The following is a 12,307-nucleotide window of genomic DNA, read 5'->3' on the forward strand; positions in this document are numbered from 1 at the left end:
CGGTCGTTATGGGCGGATTTTCCCGCCTTGTCTCACCTCTGTACCGGCTCCGACCAGCGCGTGTGGGACATCCGTGGGACGGTCCCGCCGGGGCCGCGCCTCACTCCCACCCTTGCAGGGCTTCGGCGATCCGCTTGTTCGCGGCCTCGGTCGCGCCGTCGAGGCACTTCGCGTAGACCCGGAGCAGGACCGCGATGCTGTGGCCCGCCCGACGGGCACACTCGGCGGGGTCCACACCGGAGTTCAGCCAGAGCGAGACACCTGCGTGCCGCAGGTCGTACGGGCGACTGGCAAGCGGTGACGCCGCCTGCTCCGGGGTGAGGGCGCTCTCCCGGGCCCTCTTCCAGACCACGCCGTACCCGCTTTCCTGCACGAGCCCGCCCCGTGAGGTGCGGAACAGTCGGCCGTCGGGGGCGACGCCGTGGGCGGCGATGTGCTCCCGGAGCAGGGCGACCAGCGCCGGTGGGATCGGGATCGGGCGGGTGTCCTTGACCGGTCGCCGGAAGCTGGCAGTTTGCCCGGCGGAGCCAGACGGCCTCGGCGGGGCGCATGCCGGCGTGATACAGACAGCCGAAGAACGCTTCCAAGTGCTGCCCACGGACCCCCTGCTGCCGGACGCCTTCGAGCAACTTCCGTACCTGCCGAGGGTTGGCCACCACGGCGGGGTCAACGGCCTCGGCCGCGGCCAGCGCGGTCCACTGCACCTGGTGCAGTGGGTTGTGCGGCAGTCTCCGTGCCTCGACGGCGAAGCCGAGTGCGTTGTGGATCTCGGCGTGGTTGCCCTGGTCTTCCGGTGCCACCCCGTTGGCGGTGCGCCGAGGGTGTCCGACGAACCCGCTGCCGTGCAGTGGCTCCCGGCCGACGAGGCCGTTGCGAGGATGGGCGATATGTACGCCATCCGGGTGCGGGACGCGCTGAACACTGGCGATCCTGCCGTGAGGGCGCATGACGGCCGTCAGCTCGTTGCCTGACAGCCCTGTGGGGCGGATGCGGGGCCTACATGCCTATGGCTGACGAACCGTAAGGTCAAGGCGGTCCGCGGCGCATTCTGTAAAGCCTCAGGTCAACCGGAACGGCAGGTTCATCCGCTGGTGTTGCCTGTTGCCTTCCTGGCGGCGACGAGGTTGCTGCGGACGATCAGGGTGTCGGGGTGGGTGTCGCCGAGGGCCTGTTCGCACTGGTCGAGGGTGGTCTCGTAGAGGGGGATGGCGCGGTCGAGGTCCCCAGCCGACAGGTAGGCGTGGGCGAGGTTGTTGCGGATGCTCAGGGTCTGGGGGTGGGTGTCGCCGAGGGCTTGTTCGTACTGGGTGAGGGTGGTCTCGTAGAGGGGGATGGCGCGGTCGAGGTCCCCAGCAGACTGGTAGGCAAGAGCGAGGTTGTTGCGGATGCTCAGGGTGTCGGGGTGGGTGTCGCCGAGGGCCTGTTCGTACTGGGTGAGGACGGTCTCGAAGAGGGGGATGGCGCGGTCGAGGTCCCCGGCGTCCTGGTAGGCAAGAGCGAGGTTGCTGCGGCTGGTCAGGGTCTGGGGGTAGGTGTCGCCGAGGGCCTGTTTGCACTGGGCGAGGGTGGTCTCGAAGAGGGGGATGGCGCGGTCGAGGTCCCCGGCGTCCTGGTAGGCAAGAGCGAGGTTGCTGCGGCCGGTCAGAGTGTCGGGGTGGGTGTCGCCGAGGGCCTGTTTGCACTGGGCGAGGGTGGTCTCGTAGAGGGGGATGGCGCGGTCGAGGTCCCCGGCGTCCTGGTAGGCGCTGGCGAGGTTGTTACGGCCGGTCAGAGTGAGGGGGTGGGTGTCGCCGAGGAACTGTTCGCACTGGATGAGGACAGTCTCGTGGAGGGGGACGGCGCGCTTGAGGTCCACGGCGTCCTGGTAGGCGCTGGCGAGGTTGTTACGGCTGGTCAGGGTCTGGGGGTGGGTGTGGCCGAGGGCCTGCTCGCGCTGGGTGAGGGTGGTCTCGTAGAGGGGGATGGCGCGGTCGAGGTCCCCGGCGTCCTGGTAGGCGTGGGCGAGGTTGTCGCGGACGATCAGGGTCTGGGGGTGGGTGTCGCCGAGGGCCTGTTCGCACTGGGCGAGGGTGGTCTCGAAGAGGGGGGTAGCGCGGTCGAGGTCCCCAGCCGCCCGGTATGCGTGGGCGAGGTTGTTATGGCTGATGAGGGTGTCGGGGTGGGTGTGGCCGAGGACCTGTTCGCACTGGGCGAGGGTGGTCTCGTAGAGGGGGATGGCGCGGTCGAGGTCCCCGGCGTCCTCGTAGGCGGTGGCGAGGTGGTTGTGGCTGATGAGGATCTGGGGGTGGGTGTGGCCGAGGACCTGTTTGCACTGGGCGAGGGTGGTCTCGTAGAGGTGGATGGCGCGGTCGAGGTCCCCAGCTGATTTGTAGGAGTGGGCGAGGCTATCGCGGCTGGCCAGGGTGTGGGGGTGGGTGTCGCCGAAGACTTGTTGGCACTGGGCGAGGACGGTCTTGTGGAGGGGGATGGCGCGGTCCAGGTCCCCGGCTTCCCCGTAGGCAAGAGCGAGGTTGTTGCGGCTGGTGAGGGTGTCGGGGTGGATGTCGCCGAGGACCTGTTCGCACTGGGCGAGGACGGTCTCGTGGAGGGGGATGGCGCGGTCCAGGTCTCCAGCCCACTGGTATGCGTGGGCGAGGTTGCTGCGGCTGGTGAGGGTGTCGGGGTGGATGTCGCCGAAGGCCTGCTCGCACTGGGCGAGGGTGGTCTCGTAGAGGGGGATCGCGCGGTCTTCGTAGCCCTGCGCGCGAAGGTGCACGGCCGCGGTGTTGTAGAGGTTGGCTGCGTGGTCGAGGCGATCGGCCGGCGTGGTGGTGGCGAGTGCGATCAGCTGGGGCATGAGAGCGTCCCACGCCGTAGTTGCGCCTGTTTCTGAAGCAGGAAGGGGACCAAGTGCCCGAACCAGGGATTCCTCCGCCTCGCGGCGGCCCGCGGGTGATCCGTCAGGTTCGGTTGGCGCAGTGGTGCGCAGGACTGTCTGGAGAAGACGGTGGACGCTGACGCTGTATTTGGTGACGGTGGCCAGGTCGTAGGCGCTGAGGAGGTCAAGGGCTTCGTGGAGATCGTCGTTGTTGGCGCCAGGAATCTCCAGGAGACTGACCGGGATGCCGTCGGGCGCGAGCCACGCCAGTGTGCGTAGGACGCTAACCGACAGTGGGTTGCGGTCGGTCAAGGCCTGGAGGGTCTGGGACCAGATGCGGGTGACGATGCGTTCGGCGTCGGCGCCCTCAAGGGTCGTGTCGAGCTTCCCACGGAGACGTCGGCGATAGGCATCGAGCCTCGAATGCAAGCGTCTACGGTAGGCATCGATACTGATGGTGGGATGTTGGTGGAGGTACGCGCCGGCCTGTTCCAGGGCGATAGGCAGGTGGCCTAGTTCGGTGGCTAGTGCTTGCGCTTCCTTGCGTTCGCGCAGGGTCGGCAGGGCCCCAGGCAGGGCGCGCGCGCACAGCACATCCACTGACCCGACTGAGGTGAGGGTGCTAAGCGGGTAGGCACGGATGGTGTGGGGCCATCCGGCGATGCGGCGGCTGGTGATCAGGTGGTGACCACTATCAAGAACCCCCAGGTAAGAGGTTAAGTCGGCTGGGTCTTCGACGTTGTCGAAGACGAGTAGCCAGTTGGGATGCCATTGCAGCCAGGTCATTGCCCAGGCCACCCGTTCGTCCTGCGCGGCGTGCCCGGCCCATGCCGGGAGGAGTTGAAGGGTGAGGTCTGCGAGGGATTGTTCGATGCGGGTGGGGGAGTCGGCTGCGATCCACCAGACGAGGGTGTAGTCCTGGCGGTGCCGGTGGGCGTAGGCGAGGGCCAGTGTGGTCTTGCCGACACCACCGGGGCCGTGGACGATCGATGCCTGAGTGATCGTGTTTCCGCCTACTTGGGTGAGGGCTGCGCGGAGCCAGGTCAAGGCGTCGTCGCGGCCCAGGCATAGCGGATACGGCGGTAAGTTTGTGAGCGCAGGGGGCGCCAAGATGTCGCGGGCCGCATTGAGGATCTCCGCCGGCAGCGTGAGTACGTCGCCGGTGATGGCCGTGCCGATGGTCTGGGCGGCGATTGACCCCGGCCCGGAGGCGTCAAAATGCGGGCTGCTCATGGGACGGGGCGGTGGATGTCGCCGGTGATGGCGGTGGTGATGGCGTGGCCAGCGATCGCGCGTTCCCCGGAAGCAGTGATCGTTACCGTGCCGGGAGCCTGTGGGGGCAGGAGTTGGGCGAATTCGTTGCGCAGATCGACGTCGTCGCGCAAGGCCCGTTTGATCTGCTGACGTAGGGCGGCGGTGGCGTCTTCGTTGTTGATTTCTTCGGCGGCCTCTTGGACGGCTTCTTCCAGCTTGGCCTGCTCGGGCTCGGGGCGCCGGTGCCAGATGGCCTGGAGGATGCGGCGGCCGAGGTTGGCGGTTGCATCAGCGGCGGCGTTCTCTGCCCTGGTGAGTACCGCGCTGCCGTAGGCGGTTAAGGCTGCGGTCACATAGGGGCTAGCCTGGCTCACCAGGTCGGTAATCTCTGCACTCATCATGTGCCCCGTTCGTGCGTTTGTGGCTGCGAAGCAGCGACGGCAGGGCGTGGGGGTCGGCGGCCGAGCTGGTTCGCGTCCCTCCTTCCAGTCGACTCCGAGACCAAGCTCACCGCAACGCGGGAGATATGCGGGAACACGCCTTGTAGAGAGTGCCGCGACGCAGGTCAGTCCGGTTCGCCGCGCGGTCTGTAAAGCCGCGGGTCAACCGGAACGACAGATTCACTCGCTTGTGTCGGTCGCTTGCTCCCTCGCTATGGCGAGGTTGTTGAGGCTGGTCAGGGTGTCGGGGTGGGTGTCGCCGAGGATCTGCTCACGCTGGGCGAGGACGGTTTCGAACAGGGGGATGGCGTGGTCCAGGTCCCCGGTTTCGTAGTAGGCGTATGCGAGGTTGTTGCGGCTGGTCAGGGTGTGGGGGTGGGTGTCGCCGAGGATCTGCTCACGCTGGGCGAGGGTGGTTTCGTGGAGGGGGATGGCGCGGTTCAGGTCGCCGGCATCGTCGTACGCGGCGGCGAGGTTGTTGCGGATGAGTAGCGTGTCGGGGTGGGTGTCGCCGAGGATCTGCTCGTCCTGGGCGAGGGTGGTTTCGAGCAGGGGGATGGCGCGCCTTATATCCCCGGCTGATGCGTAGGCGTTGGCGAGGTTGTTGCGGCTGGTCAGGGTGTCGGGGTGGGTGTCGCCGAGGGTCTGTTCGTCCTGGGCGAGGGTGGCCTCTCGGAGGGGGATGGTGCGGGCGTCGTGGCCTTGCTCGCGGAGGTGCTCTGCCGCGGTGTAGTAGAGGTCGGCCGCGCGGTCGTCCCGGTGCCCGGAGGGTCTGGTTGCGGCGAGCGCGATCAGCTGAGGCATCAGGGAATCCCAGGGTGTAACTGCATTCGTGGTTGGGGGGCTGAGCGAGCCCAGGGCTCGAACGAGTGCTTCTGCGGCGCTCTGGCGTCCCATGGGTGAGCTGTCGGGGCCGCCATGTGCAGTTGAACGCAGGACTGTCTGGAGGAGGCGGTGGACGCTGACGGTGTTCCTGGTGACCGTGGCCATGCTGTAGGCGGCGAGGAGGCCGAGGGCCTCGTGGAGGTCGTCCGGGTCAGTGTCGGGTTTTTCCAGGAGGCTGATGGGGATGTTGTCGGGGGCGAGCCAGGCGAGGGTGTGCAGGATCTGAACGGCGTGGGGGTTGCGTTCGGTGAGGGCTTGGAGGGTGTGGGTCCAGATGCGGGTGATGGTGCGTTCGGTGTCGATGCCGTCGGCGGCCTTGTCGAGTCTGGTGTCCAGGCGTCGGCGGTAGGTGTCGATGGTGATGGTGGGGTTCTGGGCGAGGTAGGCGCCGGCCTGTTCCAGGGCGAGGGGGAGATAGCCGAGGTCGGCGGCCAGGAGGCGGGCGTCCTGGAGTTCCCGGGGCGTGGGTGTGCCGCAGGCGTAGGTGCAGATGAGGTCGGCGGCTTCGGCAGGGTCGAGGGTGCCGAGGGGATGGGTGGGGATGGTGCGGGGCCATCCGGTGGCGCGGCGGCTGGTGATGAGGTGGTGGCCGCCGTCGAGGGCGCCGAGGTAGGGGGTCAGGTCGGCGGGAGTCTCAACGTTGTCGAAGACCAGCAGCCACCCGGGATGCCACTGAAGCCAGGTCGTCGCCCACGCAGTGCGTTCGTCCTGGGATGCTTTCCCGGCCCAGACAGGGAGCAGCTTGAGGGCGAGGTCTGCGAGGGATTGCTCGATGCGGGTGGGGGAGTCGGCGTTGATCCACCAGATGAGGCCGTAGGTGTGGCGGTAGCGGTGGGCGTAGGCGAGGGCGAGGGTGGTTTTGCCGATGCCGCCGAGGCCGTGGACGGTGGATGCCTGGGTGATCGCGGTCCCGCTCTGCTCGGCGAGTGTGCTGCGTAGCCAGGCGAGGTCGTCGTCGCGCCCTAAGCACAGCAGGAGAGGTGCCAGGTTGGTGAGGCGGGGCGGGGCCGGGACGTCGCGGGCGGCGGTGAGGATCTCGGCGGGCATACCGATGACGTCGCCGGTGTGGACACTTCCGATGCTGTGTGCGGCGGCAGAGCGCGGCCCGGAAGTCTCGTAGTGGGGGCTGGTCACCGGCCGGTGGGGTGGCCGTCGCCGGTGATGGCTGTGGTGATGGTGTGCGCGGCGATGGACCGTTCACCGGAGGCGGTGATCGTCACGCTTCCGGCTGCCGGTGCGGGCAGCAGAGCGGCAAGTTCCCTGAGCAGGTCGGCGTCCTCGCGCAGGGCCCGCTTGAGCTGCTGGCGTAGTGCGGCGGCGGCGTCCTCGTCGTCGGTGTTCTCGGCGACGTCGAGGACCGCGGCCTCCAGTTCGGGCGTGGAGCGGCGGTGCCAGATGGCCTGGAGGATGCGGCGGCCGAGGTTGGCGGTGGCGTCGGCTGCAGCGTCCTCCGCCCGGGTGAGGACCGCGCCTCCGTAAGCGCCCGCGGCTGCAGTCAGATAGGGGCCGGCCTGCTGCACCAGCTCCGCGATCTCCACACTCATCTTGCTCGAACCCCCCAAGCGGACACCAACTGATGTGTCATCAGCTTAGGAGCCGGACGGTCGCCGGAGGATCGTTACGGGAAACCCGTGGGGCCGGGCCTCCACAACACGGAAGAAGCCCACGTCTGACGCGTTCCGCTGCGCGGTCTGTAAAGCCGCGGGTCAACCGGAAGTGCGGGTTCCCCGGCTGAGCCGCCCGCTGGTGTTGCCTTCGCTGCAGCGAGGTTGGTGTGGGTGTAGCGGTGGGCGGTCCGTGTGGGGGGCTGTGCCGGGGGTCTGGCTCGCTGCCCGGACAGGTGGACGTGTGGGGTTGTGTCCGGGCTGTCCGGTGTCCGGGTTGGTGGTTTGACCTGCGGGAATCGGGCCGGACAGTGCCCGGACAGGTTGGAGTGGGGTGTCCGGGGCGTGTGCCGGAAGCCCGACTCGTGGACCCGGCCGAGTTCGGCGTGCGGTCTGTAAAGCCGGGAGCGCAGCTTCACCCGGTCGTGCCGCTAGCTACTTCCCTCGCTGTGGCGAGGTTGTCGCGGCTGGTCAGGGTCTCGGGATGGGTGTCGCCGAGGACCTGCTCGCAGCGGACGAGGGTGGCCTCGAAGAAGCGGATGGCGCGGGCTGGGTCACCGGCCTCGAAGTAGGCGAGGGCGAGGTTGTGGCGGGCGGTCAGGGTGTTGGGGCGGGTGTCGCCGAGGACCTGCTCGCTCTGGGCGACGACGGTCTCGAAGAGAGGGATGGCGCGGTCGAGGTTCCCGAGTTCCCGATGGGCGTAGGCGAGGTTGTTGCGGCTGGTCAGGGTGTCCGGGTGGGTGTCGCCGAGGACCTGCTCGCTCTGGGCGACGACGGTCTCGAAGAGAGCGATGGCGCGGGCTGGGTCGCCGGTCTCGAAGTAGGCGTAGGCGAGGTTGTTGCGGCTGGTCAGGGTGTCTGGGTGGGTGTCGCCGAGGACCTGCTCTCGCTGGGCGACGACGGTCTCGAAGAGAGAGACGGCGCGGTCGAGGTTCTCTGCGTCCTGGTAGGCGTGGGCGAGGTTGTTGCGGCTGGTCAGGGTGTCTGGGTGGGTGTCGCCGAGGACCTGCTCTCGCTGGGCGACGACGGTCTCGAAGAGAGAGACGGCGCGGGCCGGGTCACCGGCGGTCCGATAGGCGTGGGCGAGGTTGTGGCGGCTGGCCAGGGTGTGGAGGTGGGTGTGGCCGAGGGTCTGCTCGTACTGGGCGAGGGCGGTCTCGTGGAGAGAGACGGCGCGGGCCGGATCGCCGGCGTCCTGACATGCGTGGGCGAGGTTGTTGCGGGTGGCCAAGGTGTCGGGGTGGGTGTGGCCGAGGGTCTGCTCGTACTGGGCGAGGGCGGTCTCGTACAGAGAGACGGCGCGCGCCGGATCGCCGGCGGTCCGATAGGCGTGGGCGAGGCTGGTGCGGCTGGCCAGGGTGTTGGGGTGGGTGTCGCCGAGGACCTGCTCGCGCTGGATGAGGGTGGTCTTGTACAGGGTGATGGCGTCGTCCAGGTTCCCTGCGTCCTGGTAGGCGTCGGCGAGGTTGTTGCGGCTGATCAGAGTGTCTGGGTGGGTGTCGCCGAGATGCTGCTCGCTTTGCACGATGGTGGTCTTGTACAGAGTGACGGCACGTGCAAGGTCTCTGGCCGTGTGGTAGGCATTGGCGAGGTTGTTGCGGCTGGTCAGGGTGTCTGGGTGGGTGTCGCCCAAGACCTGCTCGCGCTGGGCGAGGGTGGTCTTGTAAAGGGTGATGGCACGTTCGAGGTCTCCGGCGTGCTGGTAGGCGTGGGCGAGGTTGTTGCGGCTGATCAGAGTGTCTGGGTGGGTGTCGCCGAGGGACTGCTCGCGCTGGGCGAGGGTGGCTTCGTGGAGGGTGATGGCGTGGGCCAGGTCGCCTGCCGCGTGGTAGGCGTTGGCGAGGTTGCCTCGGCTGGTCAGGGTGTCTGGGTGGGTGTCGCCAAGGAGCTGCTCGCGCTGGGCGAGGGTGGCCTCTCGGAGGGGGATGCTGCGGGCGTCGTGGCCTTGCGCGTACAGAAGCCGAGCTGCGGTGTCGTAGAGGTCTGCCGCGCGGTCGTCCTGGTGCCCGGGTGGTCTGGTTGCGGCGAGTGCGATCAGATGGGGCATCAGGGTGTCCCAGGGCGTGACCAAGTTGATGGTCGAAGGGACGAGCCCTCTCAGAGCCTGAGCGACTGCTTCTTCCGCTGCCCGGCGTCCGGAGGGTGAGCCGTCGGGGCCAGGCTTCGCAGCTGAGCGCAGAATCGCCTGAAGGAAGCGATGGACGCTCGTGGTGTGCCTGGTGACCGTGGCCATGCTGTAGGCGGCGAGGAGTCCGAGGGCCTCGTGGAGGTCGTCCGGGTCAGCGCCGGCGACTTCGAGGAGACCGACGGGGATGTCGTCTGGCGCCAGCCAGGCGAGCGTGTACAGGACCTGAACGGCGTGGGGGTTGCGTTCGGTTAGGGCATGGAGGGTCTGGGACCAGATGCGGGCGATGGTGCGTTCGGCATCGATGCCGTCGGCGGCTTTGTCCAGCTTTGCGGGCAGGTGCCTTCGGTACGAGTCGATGGTGATGGTGGGGTTCTGGGCGAGGTAGGCGCCAGCTTGTTCCAGGGCGAGGGGGAGGTGGCCGAGGTCTGCGGCCAGGGCACGGGCATCTAGAAGTTCTTGGGGCGTGGGGGTTCCGGAGGGTATGGCGTAAGTACAGATGAGTTCTGCGGCTTCGTGAGGGTCGAGAGTGTCGAGGGGGTGAGTGTGGATGGTGCGAGGCCAGCCGGTGGCTCGGCGGCTGGTGATGAGGTGGTGTCCGCCGTCCAGGGCACCGAGGTAGGGGGCAAGGTCGGCAGGGTTCTCGACGTTGTCGAAGACCAACAGCCAGTTGGGGTGCCATTGCAGCCAGCTAGTCGCCCATGCGGTGCGTTCGTCCTGATTCGCTTTCCCGGCCCAGGCGGGGAACAGGTTGAGGGCTAGGTCAGCGAGAGATTTTGCGATGTTGCCGGGAGTGTCGGCGTTGATCCACCAAATCAGGTCGTATTCGTGGCGGTGGCGGTGGGCGTAGGCGAGGACGAGTGTGGTCTTGCCGATGCCGCCGAGGCCGTGTACCGCGGATGCCTGCGTTGCGGCGGCCTCACGGGTGGTGGCGAGTGTGGTGCGGAGTCGGGTGAGGTGGTCGTCGCGGCCGACGCACATGAGGTATGGCGGCAGGTTGGAGAGACCGGGCGGGGCCGGGACGTCGCGGGCTGCGGTCAGGACCTCGGTGGGTAGGTTGATGACGTCGCCGGTGTGGACGTCCCTCATGTTGTGTGCGGCGACTGACCGGTTGCCGGATGCCTCGGCGTTCACGCGCTGGTTCCCGGCACGGTCGGGGGCGGGGTGAGCTGGACATGGTCGCCGGTAACGGCGGTGACGATGGTGTGTGCGGCGACGGCGCGGGTGCCGGCGGCGGTGATCGTCACGGATTCGGGTGCGGACTGGGGGAGCAGTGCGGTGATCTCGCGCAGCAGTTCAGGGTTCTCGCGCAGGGCTCGCTTGATCTGCTGGCGTAGTGTGGCGGCGGCGTCGGGGCCGTTGTCCTCGGCGGCGTCCTGGATGGCAATTTCGAGGGCGGTCTGGACGGACGCGGGTTGGCGGTGCCAGACGGTCCGAAGGATGCGGCGGCCGAGGTTGGCGGTGGCGTCCGCGGCGGCGTCCTCCGCCCGCGCCAGCACGGCCCCGCCGTACGCGCTCACCGCGGCGGTCAGATAGGGGCTGGCCTGCTCCACCAGCTGAACGATCTCCGTACTCATCCCCGTCTCCCCTCGGGTTGATATCGCCTGCTCCACAGGCTTTGTGACGGAGCGTAGAGGCATCTGGCAGGCCACTTCAGGCATTCGGTTCAACCCGGATCGAGACCTGCCCGAGGGGGCCGTGAGGACCTGCGGGACCGCGCTGGCGGTGCAGGGTGGGGGAAGGCTGCGCGAGCCTCGTGGATGGGTTCGCGGATCACTTGGGTGCCCTGGCCGGGGTGGATCGGCAGGCCGGACAGTTGGCGCCTGTGGGCTGCTGTTCGGGCATGGGCCCTGAGCTGGGAGGATGGACCGGACAGTGCCCCGGACAGTCCATCAATCCTGTCCGGCCTGGCTGGGATCACTGAAACACCCACGGGTGTTCGAGCATCTACCTCCGGTTCGGTTGACCATGGGGCACCTGTGGGATGGCGTGCTTCGAGCGGGATGAATGTGCAGGTCAGAGCGATTCGCTGCGCGGTCTGTAAAGCCGCGGGTCAACCGGAATTGCTGCTTCACCCTTGAGGGCGTCGCGTGCGCGGGCCAAGGCTGCCCGCACAGTCAGCGTGGCCAGGTGGGTGGCGCCGAAGACCTGCTCGCGCTGGGCGAGGGTGGTCTCGTGGAGGGGGCGGTCCAGGTCTCCGGCCACCTGGTAGGTGTAGGCGAGGTTCTTGCGGGTGGTCAGTAGCCGTTCGTGACTCCAGCGAGCCGCAGGGTCCTCGGGCCCGGCCAATTTCTGGATTCACGTCTGAGGAGGAGTCGCTTCGTCCTGCCTGAAGATCGATTTCAGTTGCTGAGCCAGTCCTGGAACGAGAATTTCCCGGTCTACCTCGCGATTGAAGTCGAACTCCCTGGCCAGCTGTGCGGCCAGCAGCACCGCACCAGCCTTGAGGTCTTCATCCAAGGCATCGGGAAACATTTCCTTCAGCGCCTGAATGCATGTCGCGCTTACGGCGCCGTGGTCCCACATCTAGCTCAACCCCGCAAACTTTATCGACATCCGCTGCAGCGCAATCTCTTTTAGCAGTGAGGGCAGCTGCCAAGATGGATGCCGTAGTTAAGAGCACGTATTGCCAGCCCCTCGGCCACCAGTTCTCTAACATTGGGAGGTGCGCGCAGGACCTGCGGATTCAGCATATAGCTTTCACACACCTCCTCCCAATGTATTTTGGCATTATTATTTAGCGAGTGGAAGCCTCTGTATTTAGAGGCAAAATCCCGCTCAGGCGGAGTTCCGTTCGTCTCCAAGTCATCTAGCGAGCGGCACATCCACCTGCCTCCATCTATGTTTTGAAGCCTTAACGCTCATTGAGCCCGAGCGAGGTGTCAGTATTCGGCCTCAGCGGCGGGCACCTCGGCCCGCTGGCCCCCGAGGATGTCCTCCTCCCAGTCGGCCAGCGGCTGGCCGGCACCCGGGTCGGCCTTGGTGTCACCCTTGGCGACACCGGCACGGGCCTTCAGGCCCTCCGCGACGGCGTCGGCGATCACGCGGGTCAGCAGGGTGACGGAGCGGATCGCGTCGTCGTTGCCCGGGATCTTGTAGTCGACCTCGTCGGGGTCGCAGTTGGTGTCGAGGATCGCGACGA

Annotated in this window: 9 protein-coding genes and 1 pseudogene; all 10 read right to left on the reverse strand. The window is 67.6% G+C overall.

Going from position 1 to position 12,307, the window contains the following annotated elements; genetic code table 11:
* Positions 1-100: 100 nt before the first annotated feature.
* A pseudogene (locus SNE206_RS12890) lies at positions 101-767 on the reverse strand (tyrosine-type recombinase/integrase); the annotation flags it as partial.
* 314 nt (positions 768-1,081) lie between these two features.
* Positions 1,082-3,904: a tetratricopeptide repeat protein gene (locus SNE206_RS12895; protein WP_407913434.1), complete on the reverse strand. Its 2,823-nt coding sequence runs from the start codon at positions 3,902-3,904 to the stop codon at positions 1,082-1,084.
* A gap of 182 nt (positions 3,905-4,086) precedes the next feature.
* Positions 4,087-4,512: a hypothetical protein gene (locus tag SNE206_RS12900; RefSeq protein WP_407913435.1), complete on the reverse strand. Its 426-nt coding sequence runs from the start codon at positions 4,510-4,512 to the stop codon at positions 4,087-4,089.
* A gap of 219 nt (positions 4,513-4,731) precedes the next feature.
* Entirely contained in the window at positions 4,732-6,483 is a 1,752-nt protein-coding gene (locus SNE206_RS12905) for a tetratricopeptide repeat protein (RefSeq protein ID WP_407913436.1), read from the reverse strand.
* An 83-nt stretch (positions 6,484-6,566) separates the two neighbouring features.
* The gene (locus SNE206_RS12910; protein ID WP_407913437.1) at positions 6,567-6,980 is read right to left on the reverse strand and encodes a hypothetical protein; all 414 of its coding nucleotides are present in this window, start codon (positions 6,978-6,980) and stop codon (positions 6,567-6,569) included.
* A gap of 475 nt (positions 6,981-7,455) precedes the next feature.
* On the reverse strand, positions 7,456-10,254 hold the full coding sequence (locus SNE206_RS12915) for a tetratricopeptide repeat protein (RefSeq protein ID WP_407913438.1): 2,799 nt from the start codon (positions 10,252-10,254) through the stop codon (positions 7,456-7,458).
* Positions 10,255-10,295: 41 nt separating this feature from the next.
* Positions 10,296-10,742, reverse strand: coding sequence for a hypothetical protein (locus tag SNE206_RS12920; RefSeq protein ID WP_407913439.1), 447 nt, complete (start codon positions 10,740-10,742; stop codon positions 10,296-10,298).
* 439 nt (positions 10,743-11,181) lie between these two features.
* Positions 11,182-11,454, reverse strand: a complete 273-nt coding sequence (locus SNE206_RS12925) for a hypothetical protein (protein ID WP_407913440.1) — start codon at positions 11,452-11,454, stop codon at positions 11,182-11,184.
* A 9-nt stretch (positions 11,455-11,463) separates the two neighbouring features.
* Positions 11,464-11,691, reverse strand: a complete 228-nt coding sequence (locus SNE206_RS12930; RefSeq protein ID WP_407913441.1) for a hypothetical protein — start codon at positions 11,689-11,691, stop codon at positions 11,464-11,466.
* Positions 11,692-12,047: 356 nt separating this feature from the next.
* On the reverse strand, positions 12,048-12,307 hold a 260-nt coding region (locus SNE206_RS12935), incomplete at its 5' end, for a 30S ribosomal protein S2 (protein WP_407913442.1).

It is taken from the genome of Kitasatospora sp. NE20-6, assembly GCF_045862635.1.

Bases quoted from the DNA above. Each gene is read 5' to 3' on its own strand.
- SNE206_RS12900 (WP_407913435.1), bottom strand. From the start codon at position 4,512: ATGATGAGTGCAGAGATTACCGACCTGGTGAGCCAGGCTAGCCCCTAT.
- SNE206_RS12905 (WP_407913436.1), bottom strand. From the start codon at position 6,483: ATGCCCGCCGAGATCCTCACCGCCGCCCGCGACGTCCCGGCCCCGCCC.
- SNE206_RS12910 (WP_407913437.1), bottom strand. From the start codon at position 6,980: ATGAGTGTGGAGATCGCGGAGCTGGTGCAGCAGGCCGGCCCCTATCTG.
- SNE206_RS12915 (WP_407913438.1), bottom strand. From the start codon at position 10,254: ATGAGGGACGTCCACACCGGCGACGTCATCAACCTACCCACCGAGGTC.
- SNE206_RS12920 (WP_407913439.1), bottom strand. From the start codon at position 10,742: ATGAGTACGGAGATCGTTCAGCTGGTGGAGCAGGCCAGCCCCTATCTG.
- SNE206_RS12930 (WP_407913441.1), bottom strand. From the start codon at position 11,691: ATGTGGGACCACGGCGCCGTAAGCGCGACATGCATTCAGGCGCTGAAG.